The organism is Chryseobacterium sp. MMO-72, from assembly GCF_037146035.1.
GTDB lineage: Bacteria > Bacteroidota > Bacteroidia > Flavobacteriales > Weeksellaceae > Chryseobacterium > Chryseobacterium indicum.
In genome coordinates this window covers 192,020-216,947 of record NZ_JBBCWG010000004.1, presented here as the reverse complement: position 1 = coordinate 216,947, position 24,928 = coordinate 192,020, and the positions used below count along the sequence as shown (strand labels likewise).

The following is a 24,928-nucleotide window of genomic DNA, read 5'->3' as shown; positions in this document are numbered from 1 at the left end:
ATGTATTAAAATATCAATACAAACAAAGAACCCGAAGGGTTCAATATAAATAACCTTAGGTGAAAACTTATGGAAAATAATAAAATGAAGAAGAAAATTGGAATCATCGGAGCCAACGGTTACACAGGAAGCGAACTGGTTCGTTTGCTGGCTTTTCATCCCAATGTATCATTGAGTTTTTTATATAGCCGTTCAAATTCGGGAACAAAAATTTCAGACTTGTACCCGGATTTAACGACGGTTTGTGAAATGATTTTAACGGATCAGTCTGAAGAAGTCGATATTCTCTTTCTATGTCTTCCTCACAAAGAAAGTCAGAATTGGTTGATTCAGAATCCTATAAAAGATGAAACATTGGTGATTGATTTAGGGAACGATTTTCGCCTCGATGGAAACTTTGGAAACAGAAATTTTATCTACGGATTGCCCGAAATCAATAAAAAACAACTTTCCGGAGCCAGAAGCATTGCCAATCCTGGATGTTTTGCAACAGCAATTCAGCTCGCTTTGCTTCCTTTAGCTCAAAAAGGGTTGTTGAATGAAGTGTATACAACAGGAATCACAGGTTCCACAGGTGCGGGTCAGTCTTTACAGGCAACCACACATTTTACTTGGAGGAACGATAATATTTCAGCGTATAAAACTTTAACACACCAACATGTGGATGAGATTCTACAACAATTAGTTTCTTTTAATACCAATGAAATCAGTCTGAATTTTGTTCCGTGGAGAGGCGATTTTGCCAGAGGAATTTTTACAAGTTCAACAATAAAGACAGATTTAGAACTTTCAGAGATCTATCAGTTGTTTGAAGATTTTTATGCAGAGGAACCTTTTGTACAGGTAAGCGGAAAAGCAATTGATTTAAAGCAGGTTGTCAATACCAATCGCTGTGTGATACAGATTGAAAAATGTGGGAATGTTGCGGTCATTCACTCAGCGATTGACAATTTGTTGAAAGGCGCTTCCGGACAGGCGGTTCAAAACATGAATATTGCCATGGGCTGGGAAGAAAATTTAGGATTGAACCTGAAAGCGACAGCGTTTTAAACGTGAATAGTCAATAGGTTAATCGTAAATTTTTATAACTCAATCAAAACCGACTTAGGAAAATGGAGCGTTAAGAAAATTGAAATTTAATCCGTTAAGAAATTCCCACTGTTTGAGCACGAGGCAAATTTTCAGTCGAAGAACAAATCTTCAATTCGTGCGAGTTTTGGGAATTTTAGGATTTAATTTAAATTTTTAGCGAAAGTTTCCAAGTCTTGAATTTTTGTTTCTTTTGTTTCAAGACAAAAGAAAAATATAATAAAGATGAATCATTCATCAAACATCAATTATCATTTATAAATAGACATGAATTTATTCAACGTATATCCATTATTCAACATCAATCCGGTAAAAGCTCAGGGATCATTCCTTTGGGACGATAAAGGTGAAAAATATCTTGATTTTTACGGAGGTCATGCGGTGATTTCTATCGGTCACAACCATCCCCATTATCAAAATCAATTAAAAAGTCAGTTAGATAAAATATCTTTCTATTCAAATTCGGTTCAGAATGAACTGCAGACTGAACTTGCTGAAAAATTGGGAAAACTTTCAGGTTTAGAAGATTATAATTTGTTTCTGTGTAATTCAGGAGCAGAAGCGAACGAAAATGCTTTAAAACTGGCTTCTTTCCACAATGGAAAAAATAAGGTGCTGTATTTTTCAGGTTCATTTCACGGAAGAACTTCGGCAGCCGTTTCGGTAACGGATAATCCCAAAATTGTAGCTCCGGTAAATTATGATGAAAGATTCATTAAATCTGAATGGAACAATATCGAACAGCTTGAAGAAGGTTTTGAAAAACAGGGAAACGAAATTTCATCCGTCATCATTGAAGGAATTCAGGGAGTCGGCGGAATTATGATTCCAACGGTTGAATTTTTAACTAAAATCAAAGAATTGTGCGAAAAATACAATGCTGTCTTGATTTTGGATGAAGTTCAGTCGGGATACGGAAGAAGTGGTTATTTCTTTGCCCATCAGGAATTTAGAATTGAAGCAGATATCATCACCACTGCAAAAGGAATGGGAAATGGTTTCCCGATTGGTGGTGTTTTAATTCATCCGAAGTTTCAGGCAAGTAATGGTTTATTGGGAACGACTTTTGGCGGAAATCACTTGGCTTGTGTAGCGGCAATTGCTGTTTTAGATGTCATGAAAGATGAAAATCTTATCGAAAATGCTCAGAAGATGGGCGAATATATTGAAAATAAAATTAAAGATTTTCCACATATCAAAACCATCCGAAGGAAAGGCTTGATGATTGGTATTGAACTCGACAGAGACTGCTCGGAAGTGAGGAACAGTCTGTTGTACCATCATCATATTTTCACAGGAAACTCTAATGATAAAGCGGTCTTAAGGATTCTTCCGGCGCTTAATATTAAAAAAGAACAAACGGATCTATTCATAAATGCTTTGAAAGAAGTATTGGAGAATATTTAACATGTGAAAATTATGTGGTCTGTCATTCAGAACATAAACTGAAGGTTTACGAACGAAGTTCAGAAGTGTAGTGAAGAATCTCTTTTATAATGTTATTAGATTCTTTCTTCATCAGAATGACAAACACAATTATCATTAGCTGAGTAGAACGCCCTTGCGAACGAAAATATTTTCCAAGTTAAATAAAAAAACTTCGCGACCACAGCGTTAAAAACTCAATCAAGTAGGTAAGATAAAAAATCTTTAAAATTTATTTAAAAATGAAATGGATATTCCATTTGTCCATTGAAAAAATAAAAATTACCAAATGAAAAAATTCACCTCTGTAAGCGATGTTGAAAACTTACAGCAAATCATAAAAAAAGCTCTACAAATTAAAGAAAATCCTCTTTCAGAACCTGAAAAAGGAAAAGGAAAAACAATAGGACTTGTCTTTTTAAATTCAAGTTTGAGAACCCGTTTAAGCAGTCAGATTGCGGCTCAGAATTTAGGCTTAAATATTTTAACCTTAAACGCTGCTCAGGAAGCTTGGAATTTAGAATTCGCAGACGGAGCAGTAATGAACGGCGATACGGTGGAACATATTAAAGATGCAATTGAAGTATTAAATCAGTATTGCGACATAATTGCAGTTCGTTGTTTTGCAGGAATGAAAAGCAAGGAAGATGATGTAAACGAAAGCATTTTAAGCCAGTTTGAGCAACATGCAAAAGTTCCGGTTATTTCTCTTGAATCTGCAACACGTCATCCTTTGCAAAGTCTTGCAGATTGCACCACCATTACCGAAAACTGGCACTTCGACAAGCTCAGTGTAAACCGTAAACCGAAAGTGGTTTTAACCTGGGCGCCTCACATCAAGCCCATTGCTCATGCGGTGGGAAATTCCTTTGCAGAATGGATGCAGGAAATGGATGTAGATTTTGTCATTACCAATCCGGAAGGGTATGATTTAGATAAAAACTTTACAAAAGATGTGAAGATTATTCATAATCAGGAAGAAGCATTGAAAGATGCCGATTTTATCTATGTTAAAAACTGGTCGTCTTTTGATGATTATGCTAAAATGCCCGAAGTAAAAGACAATTGGATGCTGACGAACGAAAAACTGAAAAATACCAATCATGCAAAAGTAATGCATTGCCTTCCTGTCCGCCGAAATGTGGAACTGAGTGATGAGGTGATGGATGGTGAAAATTCAATCATTTATCAGCAGGCAAAAAACCGGATTTTCTCGGCTCAGGCGGTTTTTTCTGAAATTTTAGATGAATTGAATTCTTAATAAATCAAACCTCATAGGTTTTTAAAACCTATGAGGTTTCCAAAAAAGATTTGTAATGAAAGAAAAGTTATACATCATAAAAATTGGCGGAGCATTAATTGATGACGAGGAGTTGTTAGAACAGTTTTTAGAACAGTTTTCTGAAATTCAGGAAAAGAAAATTCTGGTACATGGAGGAGGAAAACTGGCAACAACTTTAGCCGATAAACTGGGAATTGAACAGAAGCTCATAAACGGAAGAAGAATAACCGATAAAGATACGTTGGATATTGTCGCAATGGTTTATGCGGGAGGAATCAATAAAAATATTGTGGCAAAACTTCAGCAGAAGAAATGTAAAGCCATTGGTTTTTCGGGAGCGGATGCAAACTTAATTAAAGCCAAAAAAAGAGAACACGCTGAAATAGATTTCGGATTTGTGGGAGATATCACCGAGAAAAGCGTGAACAGAAAATTAATTTCAAAATTGCTGAAACTGGAACTGGTTCCTGTATTTTCGGCAATTACCCACGATAAAAAAGGACATCTTTTCAATACCAATGCAGATACTATTGCTTCGGTAATTGCACAGGCTTTATCCGTAAAATATGATGTTGAATTGTTATACTGTTTTGATAAAGAAGGTGTTTTGGAAGATGTGAACAATCCGGAATCGGTTATTAAAAATATCTCCGAAGAAGAATTTTCAATCTTAAAAGAAGATGGAAAACTTCACAAAGGAATTCTTCCAAAGTTAGAAAACGCTTTGGGAGCAGTAAAAAATAATGTCAATAAGGTATTCTTAATTAAAGAAACCGAACTGAAAAACCATATAGAAAACCATCATGCAGGAACTGAAATCTGTTTATAGCAAAGAAGAATTACGGAATAACGCTGTTGAATTATTAAAAAAGCTGATTGAGATTCCGTCATTCAGCAAAGATGAATTTAATACGTCGGTTGAAATTGAAAATTTTTTCAAAAAACATCAGATTCCTACAAAACGTTTTAAAAATAACATTTGGGCGGTAAACAAAAATTTTGATGTTTTCAAACCGTCAATTTTGCTGAATACACATCACGATACCGTAAAACCCAACAAAGCATATACTTTGGATCCGTTTGTTCCGATTGAAAAAGACGGAAAATTATTCGGACTGGGAAGTAATGACGCGGGAGCTTCATTGGTTTCGATGGCGCAGGTTTTTTTACACTTTTATGAAAAAGAAAATTTACAATATAACTTAATTATAGCTTTGACGGCAGAGGAGGAGATTTCAGGTTTTGACGGTATTGAAGCGCTTTTTCCCCAATTACCGAATATTGAACTCGCCATTGTAGGAGAACCCACGCAGATGAATCTGGCGATTGCAGAAAAAGGACTTTTGGTAATAGATGGTGAAATGAAAGGCACTCCTTCTCACGCCGCTCATCCGAACAATGATAATTCGATTGTGAAATGCATGGAAGATTTGCAGAATATTTTAAATTTCAAATTTCCAAAAGTTTCGGATTATTTGGGCGAAGTTAAAATTACCTTGTCAGGAATTCACGCAGGAGTTCAGCATAATGTCGTTCCGGAATCCTGTACTTTCACTTTAGATATAAGAGTTACGGATGAATATTCTAATAAAGAAGCATTTGAAATCATACAGTCTCAGATGAAATCCACTTTAACCGCAAGATCTTTCAGGCTGAATTCTTCAAAAATTGAAATGGATCATCCTTTTGTAAAAGCAGGTTTGGAAATTGGGAGGACAACGTACGGTTCGCCAACTTCATCTGATCAGGCGATCATTCCGTGCACCTCCGTAAAGCTCGGTCCCGGCGACAGTACCCGTTCTCACACCGCGGATGAATACATTTACATAAAGGAAATAGAAGAGGGGATTGTGATTTATATTGAGATTTTGGAGAAAGTTTTATAAGCTGGAAGTAGGAAGGTGGAAGAGGGATGAATGATGGGAGGCTTGTAAGTAACGACTTAGGAATCGGAGGCGTTAAGAAAATTAATTCTGTGAACGTTAAGAAAATTCTGCTGTTCGAAGCGCGAGATAAATATTGAACCGAAGAACAAATTTTGAATTCGCGCAAGTTTAGAATTTTTAGAGAACAGAAATAATTTTTAGCCGGAGTTTCCAGTCTTGAATTTTTGTTTCTTTTGTTTTAAGACAAAAGAAAATTTTAAAAACAAAAAAGAAATTTTATGAAAAAAATATGGCAGAAAGACAATAACGCCACCAATATATTAGTCAATACATTCACAGTCGGGAAAGATCTTGATTTTGATGAACGTTTGGCAAAATATGATGTCAAAGGTTCAATGGCGCACTGCAAAATGTTAGCAGAAGTGGGAATTATTTCTGTTGAAGAATCAGAGCAAATGTTGTTTGTTTTAGCAGAAATTTTAGACGATATTGAAAACGGAATCTTTGAAATCGATAAAAATGCGGAAGATATTCATTCCCAGATTGAATCAATTTTAATTGAAAAATTGGGCGATACCGGAAAGAAAATTCACACGGCGCGTTCCAGAAACGATCAGGTTTTACTGGATATCAAATTGTATTTATTGGACGAAATCCGTGATATTACAGCATTAACAGACGAACTCTTTCAGATATTAATTAAATTGGCGGAACAGCATAAAAATGTGCTGCTTCCGGGATATACACATTTGCAGATTGCAATGCCTTCCTCATTCGGATTGTGGTTTGGAGCCTATGCAGAAGCATTGTTAGATGATATTGAAATGCTGTTTTCAGTTAAAAATATCATCAATAAAAATCCATTGGGTTCGGCGGCGGGTTATGGTTCGTCTTTCCCGATTGACCGTGAGAGTACAACATACAATTTAGGCTTACAGTCGATGAATTACAATTCGGTATATGCTCAGATGACGCGTGGGAAGTCGGAAAAAATGCTGTCAATGGCAATGGCGACTTTAGCGGGAACTTTAGGTAAATTTTCTTACGATGTTTGTTTGTATTTAAGCCAGAATTTTGATTTCATCAGCTTTCCGAAGGAATTTACCACAGGAAGCAGCATTATGCCTCACAAGAAGAATCCGGATATTTTTGAATTGGTTCGTGCGCGCTGCAACAGAATACAGTCGTTACCGAATGAATTTATTTTACTGACGAATAACCTTCCTTCAGGCTATCACAGAGATATGCAGCTTACGAAAGAAATCCTTTTTCCTGCGATTGATTCCTTAAAAGAATGTCTGGAAATTTTAAATTATACATTACCCAATATTCAGGTGAAAGACGGGATTTTGGAGGATGAAAAATACAAATATCTTTTCAGCGTAGAGAAAATCAATGAAGAAGTTAAAAACGGAAGTTCCTTCCGGGATGCTTACGTAAAAGTAGGGCAGGAGATTGAAAATAATGCGTTCGATTTTGAAACTGGAAATTTAAACCATACGCATCAGGGAAGTATTGGAAATTTGTGTTTAGATAAGATAGAATATCAGTTTAATAAACTGAAAAATAAATTATTGGGTTGAATTATTTTAAACCATTAAGATTCATTTAAGGAGTTAAAAAAAATTAAGAGATATAGGATTTTTGATATAATTCGCTTCAAAATCTTAAATTAGCTTAATTTCTTAATTAAAATCTTAATGGTTCATTTTAACCCAGATCAATCTTAAACTTCGTAGACTTTTTCACCTCGTGCAATACAATAGAACTGTGATATTGCCCGATATTCGGGATGTTTGAGATCACATTCACCGTAAAATCATTATAAGAATTAATATCTTTTGCGATAATCTTCAGCATATAATCGTATTCGCCGGAAAGACTGATGATTTCCTGAACTTCATCATGCTGCATGATGTTTTTCTCAAATGTTTCCAGAACTTTTTTAGACTGTTCTTTAAGACGCACATTGCAGTAAACCACAATATTTAAGCCCAGTTTTTCGCGGTTTAAAAGACCTACATATTTCTCAATAATTCCCTGTTTCTCCAGTTGCTTGATGCGTTCGTACGTCGGAGTGAAAGTAAGACCAATTTTTTCTGAAATTTCTTTCACCGAAAGTGTAGAATCTTCCTGAATAATACTGAGAATCATCCTGTCTTTTAAATCCATATAGTCTATTTTGAATGGTAAATATACAATTTTATAAAAATTAAAACTAAATTTTTTGTGTTTTGAACTCAAAAATCCCTTCATAAACAGCCCGAATATTAATCTTTGTATTTTAGGCAATGGCAAAATAATTGCTGTAATCTGCGTACGAAATCCAGATTAATATGAACCGAAATACGACTACGGCAACAACTTCATTGGCTGATTACGATCCCCATCATAAATTTAAAAGTGAAATTTTAGACGGACTGAAAGAGGAGCCTAAACATTTATTATCCAAATATTTCTACGATAAAAAAGGCGACGATCTTTTTCAGCAGATCATGAATATGCCAGAATATTATCTCACCGATTGCGAACTCGAAATTTTTACCGGAAAAAAGAGGGAACTCGCAAACGCGATACGAGCATTCGACGAGCCTTTTGATCTGGTGGAACTCGGAGCAGGAGATGCTACAAAATCCTCTCATCTGCTTGAATATCTTGTAAAGCAAAACGCAGATTTTACCTACATGCCGATTGATATTTCGGCAAATATTATTTCAATTTTGGAGGAAAATCTTACATCTGAAATTCCGGGGCTTCAAATGACAGGTCTTAATGGAGAATACTTTGAAATGCTCGATAAAGCAAATAAAATTTCTTCCCGCAGAAAAGTCATTCTTTTTTTAGGAGGAAATATTGGAAATATGGAAATTGAAGAAGCTTATCAGTTCTGTAATGCATTGAAATCGAGACTTAATCCGGATGATATTCTTCTCATTGGTTTTGATCTGAAGAAAAATCCACACACCATTCTTGCTGCCTATAACGATAAAGCGGGAATAACGGCATCGTTCAACCTTAATCTTTTAGAGAGAATTAATGAAGAGCTGGATGCAGATTTTAAAACGAATAAGTTCAAACATTACCAAACCTACGATCCGCTTTCCGGAGCCTGCAGAAGTTACCTGATCAGTCTGGAAGATCAGTCGGTACATATTGAAGAGGAAAAGGTAAACTTTAAGGCAAATGAAGCTATTTACATGGAAATTTCTCAGAAATATTCTGAAAATGAAGTAAATGCAATGGCAAGAAAAACAGGATTTAAACCGTTAAAACAGATTTCGGACACCAAAGGCTGGTTTGTGGATGCGATCTGGAAAGTCTAATTTAAATTAAAAGCTAAAACGATGATCGAACAGAATACACTAGTCAAAGAAAAACAGTTGCTTGAGAATTACTGCAGAATTAGAGCGAGGTCTGTGGAAATATGCGAACCGCTTGAAACAGAAGATTTTGTAGTTCAGCCTGTTGTAGATGTCAGTCCTCCGAAATGGCATTTAGGACACACCACATGGTTTTTCGAAACTTTTATTTTGATCCCGAATCTTGATGGTTATCAGGTGTTTAATTCCCAATATAATTTCGTTTTCAACAGTTATTACGAAACCATTGGCGCAAGAGTAATCCGTACAGACAGAGGAAATTTAAGCCGGCCTTCCGTTGCCGATATTTTTCAGTATCGGAAATATGTCGATGAACAAATGGAAACTTTTCTTTTAAATAACGACTTATCCGATGATCTTCAAAAACTCTTTGAATTAGGTCTAAACCACGAACAGCAGCATCAGGAATTGTTATTAACCGATATCAAATATATTCTCGGTCACAATCCTTTATTTCCCGCTTACAGCGAAAATTTTCCTTTGGAAAAATCAGAATCCGAAAATTTTGAAATGCTTTCTTTTAAGGAAGGAATTTATGAAATAGGTTTCGAAGGAGAAGGATTTTGTTTTGATAATGAGCTGAACAGACATAAAGTATATCTGAATGATTTTCAAATTTCAAACCAATTGGTAACCAATGCAGAATATCTTGAATTTATGAATGACGGAGGATATGAAGATTTCAGACACTGGCATGCGGAAGGCTGGGACTGGGTGAAACAAAATAATGCTAAATCTCCCTTATACTGGCATTTCATAGAAGGTCAATGGATGCATTACACGCTGAATGGTTTAAAAGAGATCATTCCCGACGAAGCTGTTTGTCACATCAACTTTTTTGAAGCCTCTGCTTTTACCTCTTGGAAAGGAATGCGTTTACCGACCGAAGCAGAATGGGAAATCGCTTCCGCTCTTTTCAGCTGGGGAAAACGATGGGAATGGACCAATAGTGCATATCTTCCTTATCCCGGATTTAAAAAACAGGAAGGAGCGGTAGGCGAGTATAACGGAAAATTCATGGTCAATCAGATGGTTTTGAGAGGTGCTTCATTGGCAACACCAAAAGAACACAGCCGAAAAACATACAGAAATTTCTTTCCCACATCACTACAGTGGCAGTTTACAGGCATAAGGCTGGCAAAATAATTTCCGCGGATGATACAGTATATCGAAAATCAACCCAAAAAAATAAACAATTGCTTCCGAAAATAAATGCTTGACAGTGAACGGTGAAAACCTTGCCAATCCGCTTTGTAAAGGTATTTTAACATTACTATTTATTGTATTTAGATGCTGACAAGTAACGGATTTCTCTACAAATTTAATTTTCATTTTGTCAGTTTACAGAATTGTTATATCTTTGCACCTAATGAATAACACAGTATTTATATCATTAGAATTACCGGGCGTAGACGCCCTTTACGATATTTATTTATTTTAAGCGAAGATATTTTCTTCGCTTTTTTTTTGTAAAAAATTTAAAGACAATATGTTTACGATCACAGAACTAAGCAACGAAAGAATTAACAGTATAGTAACAGAAGCATTGGCTTTTGCGAACGGAAAAACTGCCAAAATTGATGGAGAAGTTTTCTGTTCCAATCTTTTCTTCGAAGACAGTACAAGAACAAAAACAAGTTTTGATATTGCTGAAAGAAAATTAGGATTGCAGGTCGTTCCTTTCGATGCTTCCCACAGTTCCGTAAACAAAGGAGAGAGTCTTTATGATACGGTAAAAACCATCGAAAGTTTAGGGGTAAATCTTGTCGTAATTAGAGATAAGAAAGACAGATATTTCGAAGAACTGAAAAACATAAAAATCCCTGTAATTAACGGAGGTGACGGAACCGGAAATCATCCTTCACAATGTATGCTTGATTTAATGACGATCTATCAGGAGTTCGGAAAATTTGAAGGATTAAAAGTAGGAATCGTTGGAGATGTAAAACACAGCAGAGTTGCCAATTCCAATGCAGAAGCATTAAGAAGGTTAGGCGCAAAAGTATATTTCTCAGGACCTGAACAGTGGTTTGATGAAGGCGCCTTAATCAACGGAACCTATCTGAATATCGATGAAATGATCCATGACGTAGATGTTCTGATGTTACTAAGAATCCAGCACGAAAGGCACGATGCTAAAATGAGCTTCTCCGCTTCAGAATACCACAAAAAATATGGTTTGACCAAAGATAGAGAAAAAGCCATGAAAAAAGAAGCCATCATCATGCATCCTGCACCCATTAACAGAGGAGTGGAAATTGATGATGATTTGGTAGAATGCGAACGCTCAAGAGTTTTCAAACAAATGCAGAACGGTGTTTTCGCAAGAATGGCAATTTTAAAAGGAGCCTTGGAAAACCAAGGATATACTTTTAAATAAGAACCAAGGTAAAGAGCCAAGGTAAAAGTAAAAAGAATCAAGTAGTAAGCCGACCCGAAAGGGTCAAACCACAATAGCCGTGGGTGAAACCCATGGAAAAGAAAAAAGATGATAACCAAAGCCCTGAAAGGGCGATCTGTTAATAGCCATGGATTAAACCCTTGGAAACAAAAAAGATAAAGATTATCAAAGCCTCGTAGAGGCGACCTGTTAATAAAAAAGAAAATCTAAATAAATAAAATGAAGAAAAAGTTAATACTGGAGTCCGGTGAAGTGTTTCACGGAGAAGGTTTCGGAGCAGAATTGGAAACGGCAGGAGAAGTGGTTTTCAATACCGGAATGACAGGGTATCAGGAATTGATCTCTGATCCGTCTTACTGCGGTCAGATTGTTTGCATGACCTATCCGCTTATCGGAAACTATGGAATTAATAGAGATGACTATGAGAGTATTGAACCGGCAATTAAAGGACTTATTGTAAAAGAACTTTGTGATCTGCCATCCAACTTCCGTACTCAGATTACTTTAGATGAATTATTTAAAAAGAAAAACCTTTCCGGAATTTCAGGAATCGATACCAGAAGACTCACAAGAATTCTTCGTAACCATGGAGTGGTGAAAGGAAAAATTGTAAACGCTGATGCCGATGAAAGCACAGTGGTTTCAGAATTAAAATCAACCAACTTCCCAACCAATCAGGTTGAGCAGGTTTCCACAAAAACACCTTATGCAAATCCGGGAAGAGGACTTAAAGTGGTGCTTGTAGATTTTGGTTCCAAATTAGGAATTATCAGAGAATTATCCCAAAGAAACTGCGATATTACAGTGGTTTCGCAGGATGTAACCGCAGAAGAGATTTTACTAATGAATCCGGACGGAGTAATGTTATCCAACGGTCCCGGTGATCCTGAAGATAACCAACAGGCTTTAGAAATGATCAGAGGAATTTTAGGAAAAGTTCCGATCTTCGGAATCTGTTTAGGACACCAGTTAATTGGTCTGGCGTGTGGCGCAAAAACGTTCAAGTTGAAATTCGGACACAGAGGTGGAAACCATCCGGTTTTAGATGTAGAGAAAAACAAAGTGGCGATCACTTCCCAAAACCACGGTTACGCGGTAGATCAGGAAAGTTTGAAAAATACCGACTTAATAGAAACACACATCGCCCTGAACGACAGAACAAACGAAGGTCTGAAACACAAAATTCACCCTTGTTTCTCCGTTCAGTATCACCCTGAAGCAAGCCCGGGTCCGGAAGATGCGAATTATTTATTCGACGAATTTATCCAGTTAATGGAAGATTTTAAAAAGTAGAAAATTAATTTGGGCAGCTTAATCCGCCTCAAGTTTATCCTGAGCTAAGTCGAAGGACTCCCAATCTTTTTTGCAGAACTTTTCGGTCAAAAACAGAACAATCAGGATGGCAAAAAAGGATTTCCGCTCAAGTCGGGCTGCGTGCAATTCGCCGCAAAATTAAAGAATCCGAAGGATTCAATATGAATAGCCGTAGGTGTAACCTATGGAAAACGGTGAAAACCCATGAAAATGGTGAAACCAAGAACAGAACCATGAAATGGTTCAATAACATTAGCCGAGGGTGAACCCATGGAATAATAAAAAAGAAGTAAAATGAAAAGAAACGACATAAAAACAATTTTAGTAATCGGTTCAGGTCCCATCATTATCGGTCAGGCGGCGGAATTTGATTACGCAGGAACGCAGGCTTGCTTATCTTTAAAAGAAGAAGGCTACAAGGTAATTTTGATCAATTCAAACCCTGCAACCATTATGACGGATGTTGAAATCGCAGACAAAGTATACATCGAGCCGATTTCACTTCAGTTTGTAAGTCACATCATCAGAAAAGAACGTCCCGATGCGCTTTTACCAACGCTTGGAGGACAAACCGGACTGAATATGGCGGTAGAACTGGAAAAATCAGGAATTTTGGAAGAATGCAAAGTTGAGGTGTTGGGAACAAAGCTTTCAGCCATCAACAGAGCGGAAGACAGAGATCTTTTCCGTGAACTGATGAGAGAATTAAACGAACCCGTTCCGGAATCTGATATTGTAAACACGGTAGAAGGAGCATTAAATTTTGCAGACAGAATCGGGTATCCTGTCATTGTTCGTCCGGCTTTCACCATGGGTGGAACAGGAGGAGGTATCGCTTCCAACGAAACTGAACTGAAAGAAATTGCTGAACTGGGATTAAAACACAGCCCCGTAACACAATGTCTGATTGAAAAATCAATCGCAGGTTTCAAAGAAATAGAATACGAAGTAATGCGTGATGCAAACGACAACGCCATTGTGGTTTGTAACATGGAAAATATAGATCCGGTTGGAGTTCACACAGGAGATTCAATCGTTGTGGCGCCTTCTCAGACACTTTCAGACAGAGAATACCAATTGTTGAGAAACGCTTCACTTAAGATTATCAGAGCATTAGGAATTGAAGGAGGATGTAACGTGCAGTTGGCTTTAGATCCGCATTCATTCAATTATTATATCATCGAAGTAAACCCAAGAGTTTCGAGATCATCGGCTTTAGCATCAAAAGCAACAGGATATCCGATCGCAAAAATCGCTGCGAAGATTGCGGTAGGTTTAACACTGGATGAAATCATGAATCCGGTAACAGGAAAGACTTATGCTTGTTTCGAACCGGCTTTAGACTATGTGGTAACAAAATTCCCAAGATTCCCTTTCGATAAATTCGAAACAGCGGACAGAAGATTATCAACCCAGATGAAAGCTACCGGTGAAGTAATGGCAATCGGAAGAAATTTCGAAGAATCTTTACAGAAAGCCATCCGTTCTCTGGAAACAGGAATTAAACATATCGGTTTAAAAACTAAACAGGCAGCAGCTTTGACGGCTGAAGAAATCGAAAGAAGAATAAGAGTTTGTGATGACGAAAGATTATTCATCATCGGAGATGCTTTAAGAAGAGGGTACGACTGGGAACAGATCGTAGAATGGAGTAAAATTGATAAATTCTTCATTTGGAAAATTAAAAAGCTGATTGATTTCGAAAAAACAATCGCAGAAAATAAATTCAGCAAAGAAATTTTACAGGAAGCTAAAAAACTAGGTTTTGCAGATATAAATATTGCAGTTCTGTGGAACGTGACGGAGCGTGAAGTGTTCAATTTCAGAAAAGAAAACGGAGTAATGCCGGTGTATAAAATGGTAGATACCTGTGCTGCGGAATTCGAATCGGAAACCCCTTATTTCTACGGAACGTACGAAGAAGAAAATGAATCTGTGGTTTCAGATAAAGAAAAAATCATCGTTCTTGGTTCAGGACCGATCAGAATCGGACAGGGAGTTGAGTTTGATTACGCAACGGTACACTCGGTTTGGGCAATCAAAGAAATGGGTTACGAAGCGATTATCATCAACAATAATCCTGAAACCGTTTCTACGGACTTCTCGATTTCAGATAAACTTTACTTCGAACCTTTAACGGAAGAAGATGTAATGAACATCATCGAGCTGGAAAAACCAAAAGGCGTTGTGGTACAGTTCGGAGGACAGACAGCCATCAATTTGGCAGATAAATTAGCCGCTCACGGAGTTGAGATTTTGGGAACTTCCCTGGAAGATCTGGACAGAGCGGAAAATAGAGATAAATTCGAAAAAGCGCTTCAGGAAATGCAGATTCCGCAGCCTTTAGGAAAAACATCGGTTTCAAAAGAAGAAGCGATAAAAATTGCCAACGAGATCGGTTATCCGGTGTTGGTTCGCCCGAGCTACGTTTTGGGAGGTAGAGCAATGGAAATCGTGTACACGGAAACAGAACTGGCGCACTATATGGAAAATGCAGTGGAAGCAAGCCCTGAACATCCTGTTTTGGTCGACAAATATATGGTGGGAAAAGAAGTGGAAATCGATGCCATCTGCGACGGTGAAACAGTAATCATTCCGGGAATTATGGAGCACATCGAAAGAGCGGGAGTTCACTCCGGAGACTCAATCGCAGTATATCCTCCACAGAATATTTCACAAAGCGAAATCGAAACTTTGGTTGATTACACGAAAAGATTAGCGAAAGGATTAAATGTGATCGGATTGATGAACATCCAGTATGTTCTTTTTGAAGGAAATGTATATGTGATCGAAGTAAATCCAAGATCATCAAGAACTGTTCCTTTCCTGTCTAAAATTACGGATGTTCCGATGGCAAATCTGGCTACAAAAGCAATTTTGGGACAAAAACTGAAAGATTTAGGCTACGAAAGCGGACTGGTTCCAAATAAAGAAGGGGTTTTCGTAAAAGTTCCGGTGTTCTCTTTCTCAAAATTAACAAAAGTAGATATCTCTCTAGGACCAGAAATGAAGTCTACAGGAGAGGTTATGGGGAAAGACACCACTTTGGAGAAAGCTTTATACAAAGGATTAGTTGCGGCAGGAAGAAAAGTTCCGATGCACGGGTCAATTTTGTTTACGGTTGCAGATAAACACAAGCAGGAAGCGGCTGATCTGGCGGCAAGATTCCATGAAGTTGGTTTCAGAATCTGGGCAACGGAAGGAACGGCAAAATTCTTCGAAGAAAAAGGAATTCCTTGCAAAATCGGATATAAAATCGGGGAGGAGAGTGTCAACCTGATCGACCTGATCCAGAAAGGAAAAGTACAGTACGTTGTGAACACGATGACGAAAGGAAAACAGTCGGAAAGAGATGGTTTCCAGATCAGAAGAATGAGCGTGGAAAACGGCGTACCTTGTTTAACATCCATGGATACAGTAGAAGCGATCCTGAAAGTAATCGAAAGCATGAGTTTCAAAATGGAGACAATGTAGTTTTCGGAAATTTTAATGATTTACCATAAATCAAACCTCACAGGTTTTTAAAACCTGTGAGGTTTTGTTTTTATCTGATTTTCGAATTAAATAAATTAAAAGCGAGAGATTTTTTCTTCCGCTTTTTTATAGAGATTTTTCAGAATTTTTTGAAGTAAAATTAAATCAATAATAATTTAATAATTCCGTACATTAGATTTTTTAAAAACTATAACACGGTCCTATAAAGTAAATCATGATTAAAAAAAGCCTTATAATATTTCTTGCACTATTTTGTCATTTTATATTTTCTCAAAGTAAAACAGCTACTTATTATGCGGAAAAAGGAAGAGATCTTGTAAAGCAGAAACAGTATGCAGAAGCTATAAAGAACTATGATAAAGCAATAAGCATTAATCCTAACAGCAGTGTAGTTTTTCATCATCGTGGTGCTTCTAAAGCCAATCTCAAGGATTATAAAGGAGCGATAGCCGATTACTCAACATCAATTAAGTTGAATCCAAATGATTTTGAAGTATTTTATAATCGTGGTGTTGCAGAATATTATTCAAAAGATATCCAAAATGCATGGAATGATTTCAGCAAAAGTATAGAAATGAATGCCGATTTTGCGCAGTCTTATTTATTCAGAGGATATTGTAATGGTGATTTAAAGAAATATGAAGAAGCATTACGTGATTTTGACAAGGCGCTTACACTTGATCCAAACAATGCGGATGGATATATCAACAGAGCTATCGTTAACATAAATGTTGGCAATAATATAGAAGCAATGGAAGATGCTGACAAATCTGTAGTATTAAATCCACAGGATATAAGAGGTTACAATATAAGAGGACAGGCAAAAGCTTTATTGAAAAAATACAAAGATGCTATTGAAGATTTTACGATTGTAATTAATAAGGATCCGAAACATATACAGGCAATTTCCAATAGAATGTCTTTAGAATTAGAATTACACGACACTGAAGGTGCCTGTAAAGATTATTTAAGAATGAAAAAACTGGGCGAGAAAAATACCTATATGGAAACTTATTGTAATTAATCTTTCTAAGTTTAGGAATATCAATATTAAATTACATATATGTTAACTCTGGAAAATATTAATGAATTTTTTGCTGATTATCCGATTAAAGATATTGACTGCAATCACAATATTTTGATGGATTATGAAAAGATTTTTAAAATTTACGATGGTAAATTTGGATATTTAAGCTATCTGGAATTTAAATCTTCGGATAATTCAGAAATTTTTTTAGGCTCTTATCCGATGAACGGAGCCGATCTGTGGAAATGTAAAAAATGTGGAAAGCTCAAATTCTTTTATGCCGAAACAGGCGGTCATTTTCCTCAGACTTTATCTGTTGATGTGGATTTTAATAAGAAATATCTTTCAGATCCCTTTGCAAAATCAGTCTCCATAAAAGCCGAAAAATTGAGTGATTTTATCACTACATTTGGTTTTTCCGAATTGCAAAGTCCTGAAAAAATAGAAAAATTTAACGGAATTAAAGTTATTGATAAATCAAACAGCTATATTTTTGGTTATCACGAATTTAACGGAAACATAGCTTTTAATGTGATTGCAGATAAAACTACTTTGAGAAAAATATATGATTTTGAAAATTCATAAAAACACAAAACGATGTCAACACAAAATTTCTCTTACACCTTCACCACTTTAAAATCCACAGAAGAAGTCTTCAGTACTTTAATCAATCCCGGAAACTGGTGGATTGGTCTGCATAATGAAATCATTACCGGAAAATCTGAAAATAGGAATGATGAATTTATTTTTGATGCCGGAAATGGAGTTCATCATACCGTTCAACAACTTATAGAAGTAAGTCCTTACGAGAAAATTGTTTGGGAAGTGATCGAAAGTAAACTCACATTTGTAAACAAAATGGACGAATGGACAGGAACAAAAATTTGTTTTGAGATTTTCAAAGAAGCCGATAAAACAAAAGTTGTTTTCACGCACGAAGGCTTGAGCCCGCAATTTGAATGTTTTGGTGGTGGCTCGAGTGCATGGTCACAATATTTGGAAAAGTTGGAGAAAGATTTGAATCAATAAAATTTTAAGATTTTGAAAAAGTGTTTTTTATCAGTTATAATTGCTCTTTTATTTTTGATCTCTAATTTGTATTTCGGACAAAAACAGATTCAAAATTCATCGTCTGTTATCAAAAAAAATCTGGATTATCCATTCGGAACTTTATTGAAATTAAAAGTAGAAATCGTAGACGGAACAGATCTGAAAATGAAAGTTTTCGAAGGTCGTTATCTTGTTAAAATTACAGAAGTTAATGGTGTTTCAGTCGCTAAACCATTTATAATGGAGTTTGTGGACGATTCCGGCGAATTTCCAACGGAAGATTTTAGTTTGTATAAAAAACTTTATAAAATATAAGCTGAACATGACTTTTCTTTAGATGATATAAAGAAAATGCAGAAAGATTACGTAGGGAAAACTTTCATTGTTTTGGCTTATGAAACAGGAAAATTCGTGGGAATTCCAAATGAAAGTGATTATGTGCGAAAAAAGGTAAATTCACCACGGTTAATGAGACAGGATGTCAGTTTTCAATTTAAAAATTATATAGTGATAGATTCTAAATTGAAATATTAATTCATTTTATAATAAGCTTTCTTAAAATATTTACTAGGTTTAAAATAAACTTTATTCCTTTCCGCATCAAAAATCCAGTTGAATCTTCTCAATAAATCTGCTCCGAAATAGCTGGATTTCTGGATTTTAAGTTCTCCTGTGAAAAATCCTGCCGAAACATCCTTTAAAACAAAATTTCCCACTTTCAGAACAGGCAAAATTCCGTTTTTGGTGATAACGCTTTGTCCGGCTGAGTTTTTCAATGTTTTTTCGCCGGTTACTTTTAGCTTTTTGTCGAGTTCTTTGCCATCTGCAAATTCATTGCTGTAAAGAATCCCGCCGGAATATCCGGATTGAAGAAGAAAATAGGCTTCTACATTTTGCTTTTCAATGATACTGTTCGCAGGAATAAAAAGCTGTTCATTTTTTAAAAGTAATGGAACTGACTGATAGCCATTTAAATCCGGCATTTTATCATACACTACAAATCTGCTGTTATCATAATCGATCTTAAAAATTTTTCCTTTAAAAATCCCAGTTCCGATTTTTCCGTCTGCTTCATGACCGGTCAGTTCATTATCGAAAAATCTAACATTTTCATGTTTCTTTTTGCCGATTTTTATCGTATTTCCGTCGCTTATTTCATCTTTAAAAATAATATGATCTGCATTTCTTTTCCGGTCCGGAGAAATGGACGCATCTTCCATAGCAATCTGAAACATCAGATCCAGAGAATCTTTGTCATTTACTAAAGTTTTAACAATGATGTTGTTATGCTTCGTAATTCTGAACGGAATGATTTCCTGAGCCTGAATGGTTGATAAAAAAGATAATAATAAAAGCGATGAAATTATTTTGAACATCTGATTCTAATTTTACATAAAAATAAAATTAGTTTTTATTTAAGCCAAAAGAATTGTAGGGAAAAGAAATTTTATATCTTTAAAACCTGAAAATTAATAACTCTGAAACCAAATGACGAAACATCAGCAAAGAGTAGCCGAAGTCTATCATTTTTTCGATAATAAAGATACTGTTTTAGGATTTAGAAAATTACTGGACTGTGCGATGGATACTCAGAATATGGAGATCTACAAAGAAGCTGTTGCATTAACTGACTGGAAAGAACAGTTCCCTTCGTACACGGATGAACTCATCGAAAAATCAAAAAATCTTCTTCAGAAAATAGAAAAAATTCCGGTAAAAGAACAATCGCTGGAAAAATCTGTACTGAGAGCGAGAAATATTTTAAAATCCTACGGAAGCAACCGCTTTTCGCTGGGTCCGGTTTCTGTGGAAATGAATAAAGGACAGGTTTACGGTCTGGTAGGCGAAAACGGAAACGGAAAAACAACTTTACTCAGAATTCTGGCAAAAGAAATTTCCCACAACGAAGGAGAACTGAATTATTCTTTGAACGAAGAACCAAAAAATGAATACGATCTCCGTACAAAGCTGGTTTACATTCCGCAGAGAACGGCAAAATGGTACGGAAGTTTAAAGGACAACCTGAAATTTGTACTGTCAAATTACGGTGTGAAACCTGAAGAAAATGAAACACGAACTTTAATGATGATTGCCCGTCTCGGACTTTGGAATTACAAACATCTGAAGTGGAGCGAACTTTCTTCCGGCTACAAAATGCGTTTTGAATTAGCCAGAACACTGCTAAGAAAACCTGAAATTTTATTACTGGATGAACCTCTTGCCAATCTGGACGTTTTGGCACAGCAGGTTATTCTGGAAGATTTAAAATCGATTGCAAATTCAGTTAATAATCCTATTGCGTTGATTTTGAGTTCACAGCAGCTTTACGAGGTAGAGAAAATATCAGATAAAGTTATTTTCCTGAAAAACGGACAGTACAAAGACAATTCTGAATTGGTAAATGAAGAAAACGACGGACTGATTATCGAAATTGATACCACAAATTCCAGAGAAGATTTATTAAAAGCATTTGAAGGTTTCCCTCTTGAAAAACTGAATTTCAACGGAGGAGTTTATGTCGCTCATTTTTCAGCAGATACAGAGTTTCATACCGTGATGTCTGCGCTCGGAAATGCCAGAATGAATGTGGTGTACATCCGGAATATTTCTTCTTCAACCAGGAGATTTTTCGTAAGCTAATTTTCTCAAATTCAACAAAAAATGCAAAAAATAAATAAAATCAATCAATATCTGCTCGAAAAATATTCGACGGTCTGGAATACCAGAATTGTATGGATGCTTTTGGCAAGTGCAGTTCTTCATATTTTCTTTTTTATCGTAGGCTATATTTCTCACGCTGATCCGGTCTCTTTACAGAAAATGAATGTAAAAGATGACTATTTCCGCGAAGGAATGATTTTTATCCACCTCATTATTTCCGTTCTCATGATGGTGGGATGGCTGATTATGATGTTTAAAAATAACGCATTCAAAAACTTTTATCCTTCTTCAAAAGGAAAATTGTTCCTGCAGTTTGTTCAGTACTTCATTATTATTTTTGCAGGTACCACTTTTTATTTTTCTTACATGACGGGTTTTAAATTGTTTATTAAAAACAAATATCCCGATCAGGAAATGACTGAAAATATCAACGTTATTAATAAAGCCAGTGCTTTTCTTTCTCAGGATCTGGAGCATTATACTTTGGATAACAGAACTTTTCCAAAGTTTTACGATTTGTATTGCGAAACGGATATTAATAAAATAGACCGGAATCAGAAATATTTTGTGTACTATAACAGGGTTTATCAGTTCTATAACTTATATTCAAAAACCGTTTATAAAAAAGATAAATACGGAGATTTCCTTTTCCCGTCAGGTGAAACCAAAAAGAATCTGGCGTATGAAGAAAATAAAAAAGGCTCTGCAACCTACTATTTCAAAAAAGATGTCGTGGATATGTCATCCTACATCAATACCACGGATTTAACGTATTATAATTTTTCTGATGTATTTTATAGTTATGATGATTCAGGAAAGGATTATTTGAGGATGCAATATTCTGTTGAAGAACCTTATGATGGATACAATCAGATGGTTAAAGACTCTTACAAAAAGAAGAGATTCGAAATCAACAGATTTACAACGGATCTGCTGAATAAAAAAAATCCTGCTGAAATTGAAAAGCTGCTAAAAAGTTTTCTTGATATTTCGAAGAAATTCGGAATCAACAATAACCTTGATTCAAAAAGCTGGGTGAAAATGATCTATTATCCCGATGATTTCAACGTCAGATATTTTATTAAAAAATACAAACCGGTTCCGGGTGAAGAATATGATGTAAATAATCCGCCAATGGACGAAGACGGAAATTATGTGTACACCGAGACTGTTGCAGATTCTGTCGCTGCAGTGGTTGACGGTGAAGTGGTAAATGATTCCGTTCAGATCAGAGACTTTAATCCGGATATTGATAACCAGCTTTCTCCGGCGGAATATTTTAAGAATAACACGACAGATTACTACTATTATTCAGACAATCTTCAGAATCTTCTGAATAATGTAGATATTATAAAATCTACAGATTTCTTTTCAGAAAATATTCATATTTATATCTGGATCGCATTTTTCCTCTCTACCATTATTTTCAGCTTCAGAATAACAGGGCTTAAATCTCTTCTTTTCAGCGTGATTAGTGCAGGCGTTTTATTCTTGGCAGTTGTTCTGGTAACAGTTTTATTTTCAGCTTCTGGCGGTAGAAGTGAAATTGAATTTTTTGTTTCCTATTTTGTCTTTTTTATAGGACTGGTGATTTTACTGCTTCCAATTGTAATGATGAAAAGTCTTAAAAAAATTATTGCCTCAATTCTCATTAACATCTCGATGAATGGCTTTGCTCTTTTTGTTTTGCTGATCTTTTTTATCATTAATATCCATCAGGAAAGAAACTGTGAACAGATCAATATTATGTCTTATAACTGTCCTACAATTATCAAAACATTAGAATTCAATCTCAGTTATATAATTTTATGCTGCGGATTTGTCTTTATGTATCTGTATACCTCCATTCTGCATAAATGGAAAGCAATGCCGAATTAATTTTCATTAACGATTGAAACTTATCTAAACTTTTGATTATTCTGAAAAAAGCTTTCTAAAATATCTTTTGCAATTAAACTTAAAACCGGTTGAAACAATAAAAAAGCTTACTTAAACAAGAAATTAAAAATGGCATTTTAACAAATTTTATCATGTCAGAAAATGATTTTTATGTTCAATTTTGTAATTTTAGGCAAAATTTAAAAAAGTGAAAAAGTTACTATTTGCAATTTGTATATCAGCTTCAGTTTTCAGTTTAGCTCAGGATTATTCTGTACCGGTAGCAAGTCCGCGCCAGAAAGTAGAGCAGCAGTTTTCAATGTCTAAAATCACGATTGATTACGGAAGACCGGGAGTAAAAGGACGTAAAATCTTCGGAGAACTGGTTCCTTACGGACAGGTTTGGAGAGCGGGAGCGAATTCATCCACCAAAATTACTTTCGGACAATCTGTAAACTTCGGCGGAAAAATTGTTCCGGCAGGAACTTATGGATTATTCATCGTTCCGACAGAAAAAGAATGGAAAGTAATCTTAAACAAAGATTTCCAGCAGTGGGGAGCTTATACATATGATGCAAAACAGGACGTTGTAGATGTTACGGTTCCGGTTAATAAATTAGCAGATAAGCAGGAATGGTTCGAAATTACTCTGAATCCTACAGGCGAAAACTCAGCCAACCTTGTGTTAAAGTGGGATCTTTCTCAGGCGGAAGTTGCTTTAAAACCGTCAAGTCCGGAAGCAGTAAGTAAAATTGCAGATAAGCTGAAGGAAATCAAAAAGATAGAATCTGACGCAGCAAAAACAAAAGGCTAAGAAATGAACTTTTCTATTCAGACTGTTTTAGAAAACGAAAAATATCAGTTAATCCCCTTACAACAAGGGGATTTTGAGTCTTTATATGAAGTAGCTTCCGATCCGAAAGTATGGGAACAGCATCCCAATAAAGACCGCTACCAAAGAGAAGTTTTCGAAAATTTTTTCAGAGGAGCAATAGAAAGCAAAGGTGCCTTTAAAATTATTGAAAAAGAAACAGGAGCCGTTTTAGGAAGCAGCCGTTTTTATGATTATGATGAAGCAAAGAACAGTATTTTTATAGGCTACACATTTTACGGAACAAAATCCTGGGGAAAAGGAATCAATCCGCAGATTAAAAAATTAATGCTCGATTATATTTTTCAGTTTGTAGATGTGGTTCATTTTCATATCGGGAAAGAAAATTACCGTTCCCAGATTGCTTTGGAAAGATTAGGCGGAAAGAAAATCGCAGAGCAGGAAGTCGCGTATTTCGGAGAACCGACGAGAACTAACTTTGTATACGAAATTAAAAAGGAGAACCATTTTTAAAACTTGTTTAAGCTAATTTCAGAATAAACCGCAAAAGGGACAAAAGATAATGTTAAAGTGAATTTTCATAATAATCAAAGCGCTAAAAAGAATAAAAATCAAAGATTTTTAAAAACTATTGTGAGCTTTTTCATTTATAATGATCAGCTTTAAATAAAAGTTAGTTCATCTTTTGCTCCTTTTGCGGTTAAATAAAAGTTTAGGCAGACTTTTAGTTTAAATTAAAAACTTTGTTAACTTTTATAAGTGAAACGGCTTTGTGAAACTAAAAAGCGATCACTAGTAAAAAACTTTGTTTACTTAGTGTTCAAAAAAATAAAAAAATAAATAATATGAAGAAATATAAAATTCAGCAATCCCATTCGTTGTTCCTACCACAGATGGAAAACTCATCGAAGAACATTGGGGAAATTCAACAGGAAATTCCAATATTTCTATTGCACACATGGTTGCACCGCCCAACTGGAGCGAACCGCATCAGACTCCCGAATTTGATGAATTCACCTTAATTATTTCAGGAAAAAAACAATTTGAAATTGACGGAGAAACAGTTGTCTTAGAAAAAGGACAAAGTATTTTAATTGAAAAAGGAGCAAGAGTGCGATACAGCAACCCATTTTCAGAAGAATGTGAATATGTTGCCATCTGTCTTCCGGCTTTTTCTATGGATCTTGTAAACAGGGAAGAATAAAGAA

The 24,928-nt window shown here is 35.7% G+C and carries 21 protein-coding genes and 1 pseudogene; 20 read left to right on the top strand and 2 right to left on the bottom strand.

Annotated elements, in window-relative coordinates; translation table 11 throughout:
• Positions 1-84 precede the first annotated feature (84 nt).
• From argC to argH, 6 genes are all read left to right on the top strand, one after another.
• On the top strand, positions 85-1,050 hold the full coding sequence (gene argC / locus WFH39_RS08000; RefSeq protein WP_336689493.1) for an N-acetyl-gamma-glutamyl-phosphate reductase: 966 nt from the start codon (positions 85-87) through the stop codon (positions 1,048-1,050).
• A 306-nt stretch (positions 1,051-1,356) separates the two neighbouring features.
• Positions 1,357-2,496, top strand: a complete 1,140-nt coding sequence (locus tag WFH39_RS07995; RefSeq protein ID WP_336689492.1) for an aspartate aminotransferase family protein — start codon at positions 1,357-1,359, stop codon at positions 2,494-2,496.
• 307 nt (positions 2,497-2,803) lie between these two features.
• The gene (locus tag WFH39_RS07990; protein WP_336689491.1) at positions 2,804-3,775 is read left to right on the top strand and encodes an acetylornithine carbamoyltransferase; all 972 of its coding nucleotides are present in this window, start codon (positions 2,804-2,806) and stop codon (positions 3,773-3,775) included.
• A gap of 55 nt (positions 3,776-3,830) precedes the next feature.
• Entirely contained in the window at positions 3,831-4,625 is a 795-nt protein-coding gene (gene argB / locus WFH39_RS07985; RefSeq protein WP_336689490.1) for an acetylglutamate kinase, read from the top strand.
• Positions 4,600-5,682, top strand: a complete 1,083-nt coding sequence (locus WFH39_RS07980) for a M20 family metallo-hydrolase (protein WP_336689489.1) — start codon at positions 4,600-4,602, stop codon at positions 5,680-5,682. The genes argB and WFH39_RS07980 overlap by 26 nt, the downstream gene beginning before the upstream one ends.
• 278 nt (positions 5,683-5,960) lie before the next feature.
• The gene (gene argH / locus WFH39_RS07975) at positions 5,961-7,265 is read left to right on the top strand and encodes an argininosuccinate lyase (protein WP_336689488.1); all 1,305 of its coding nucleotides are present in this window, start codon (positions 5,961-5,963) and stop codon (positions 7,263-7,265) included.
• A gap of 127 nt (positions 7,266-7,392) precedes the next feature.
• Here argH and WFH39_RS07970 read toward each other — a convergent pair whose 3' ends face one another.
• Positions 7,393-7,854, bottom strand: coding sequence for an Lrp/AsnC family transcriptional regulator (locus WFH39_RS07970; protein ID WP_076393695.1), 462 nt, complete (start codon positions 7,852-7,854; stop codon positions 7,393-7,395).
• Between the two features lie 164 nt (positions 7,855-8,018).
• Here WFH39_RS07970 and egtD point away from each other — a divergent pair, with 164 nt between their 5' ends.
• The 9 genes from egtD (at position 8,019) to WFH39_RS07925 (ending at position 18,664) form a co-directional block, all read left to right on the top strand.
• The gene (egtD, locus tag WFH39_RS07965) at positions 8,019-9,005 is read left to right on the top strand and encodes an L-histidine N(alpha)-methyltransferase (protein ID WP_336689487.1); all 987 of its coding nucleotides are present in this window, start codon (positions 8,019-8,021) and stop codon (positions 9,003-9,005) included.
• 21 nt (positions 9,006-9,026) lie between these two features.
• Positions 9,027-10,208 (top strand): ergothioneine biosynthesis protein EgtB, encoded by a 1,182-nt coding sequence (gene egtB, locus WFH39_RS07960; protein WP_336689486.1) that lies wholly within the window; start codon positions 9,027-9,029, stop codon positions 10,206-10,208.
• Positions 10,209-10,551: 343 nt separating this feature from the next.
• A complete protein-coding gene (locus WFH39_RS07955) occupies positions 10,552-11,442 on the top strand; it encodes an aspartate carbamoyltransferase catalytic subunit (RefSeq protein WP_336689485.1) in 891 nt (296 codons plus the stop codon).
• 240 nt (positions 11,443-11,682) lie between these two features.
• Positions 11,683-12,756 carry a carbamoyl phosphate synthase small subunit gene (locus WFH39_RS07950; RefSeq protein WP_235131081.1) on the top strand — a complete coding sequence of 358 codons (1,074 nt, stop codon included), beginning with the start codon at positions 11,683-11,685 and terminating at the stop codon, positions 12,754-12,756.
• 315 nt (positions 12,757-13,071) lie between these two features.
• Positions 13,072-16,251 (top strand): carbamoyl-phosphate synthase large subunit, encoded by a 3,180-nt coding sequence (gene carB, locus WFH39_RS07945; protein WP_336689484.1) that lies wholly within the window; start codon positions 13,072-13,074, stop codon positions 16,249-16,251.
• Between the two features lie 235 nt (positions 16,252-16,486).
• Entirely contained in the window at positions 16,487-17,296 is an 810-nt protein-coding gene (locus WFH39_RS07940; protein ID WP_336689483.1) for a tetratricopeptide repeat protein, read from the top strand.
• 39 nt (positions 17,297-17,335) lie between these two features.
• On the top strand, positions 17,336-17,884 hold the full coding sequence (locus WFH39_RS07935) for a hypothetical protein (RefSeq protein WP_336689482.1): 549 nt from the start codon (positions 17,336-17,338) through the stop codon (positions 17,882-17,884).
• 12 nt (positions 17,885-17,896) lie between these two features.
• The gene (locus WFH39_RS07930; protein ID WP_336689481.1) at positions 17,897-18,328 is read left to right on the top strand and encodes an SRPBCC domain-containing protein; all 432 of its coding nucleotides are present in this window, start codon (positions 17,897-17,899) and stop codon (positions 18,326-18,328) included.
• Between the two features lie 12 nt (positions 18,329-18,340).
• Positions 18,341-18,664, top strand: coding sequence for a hypothetical protein (locus WFH39_RS07925; RefSeq protein ID WP_336689480.1), 324 nt, complete (start codon positions 18,341-18,343; stop codon positions 18,662-18,664).
• A gap of 215 nt (positions 18,665-18,879) precedes the next feature.
• Here WFH39_RS07925 and WFH39_RS07920 read toward each other — a convergent pair whose 3' ends face one another.
• On the bottom strand, positions 18,880-19,725 hold the full coding sequence (locus tag WFH39_RS07920; protein ID WP_336689479.1) for a hypothetical protein: 846 nt from the start codon (positions 19,723-19,725) through the stop codon (positions 18,880-18,882).
• Between the two features lie 112 nt (positions 19,726-19,837).
• Between WFH39_RS07920 and WFH39_RS07915 the strand changes: the two genes are divergently transcribed.
• The 5 genes and pseudogenes from WFH39_RS07915 to WFH39_RS07895 all read left to right on the top strand — a co-directional run bounded on the left by WFH39_RS07915 (position 19,838) and on the right by WFH39_RS07895 (position 24,924).
• On the top strand, positions 19,838-20,989 hold the full coding sequence (locus WFH39_RS07915) for an ABC transporter ATP-binding protein (protein ID WP_336689478.1): 1,152 nt from the start codon (positions 19,838-19,840) through the stop codon (positions 20,987-20,989).
• A gap of 21 nt (positions 20,990-21,010) precedes the next feature.
• Positions 21,011-22,888, top strand: coding sequence for a hypothetical protein (locus tag WFH39_RS07910; RefSeq protein ID WP_336689477.1), 1,878 nt, complete (start codon positions 21,011-21,013; stop codon positions 22,886-22,888).
• Positions 22,889-23,096: 208 nt separating this feature from the next.
• Entirely contained in the window at positions 23,097-23,702 is a 606-nt protein-coding gene (locus tag WFH39_RS07905; protein WP_336689476.1) for a DUF2911 domain-containing protein, read from the top strand.
• Positions 23,703-23,705: 3 nt separating this feature from the next.
• Positions 23,706-24,233 carry a GNAT family N-acetyltransferase gene (locus tag WFH39_RS07900; protein ID WP_336689475.1) on the top strand — a complete coding sequence of 176 codons (528 nt, stop codon included), beginning with the start codon at positions 23,706-23,708 and terminating at the stop codon, positions 24,231-24,233.
• 332 nt (positions 24,234-24,565) lie between these two features.
• Positions 24,566-24,924 (top strand): annotated as a pseudogene (locus tag WFH39_RS07895) (cupin domain-containing protein).
• The last annotated feature ends 4 nt before the right edge of the window (positions 24,925-24,928 follow it).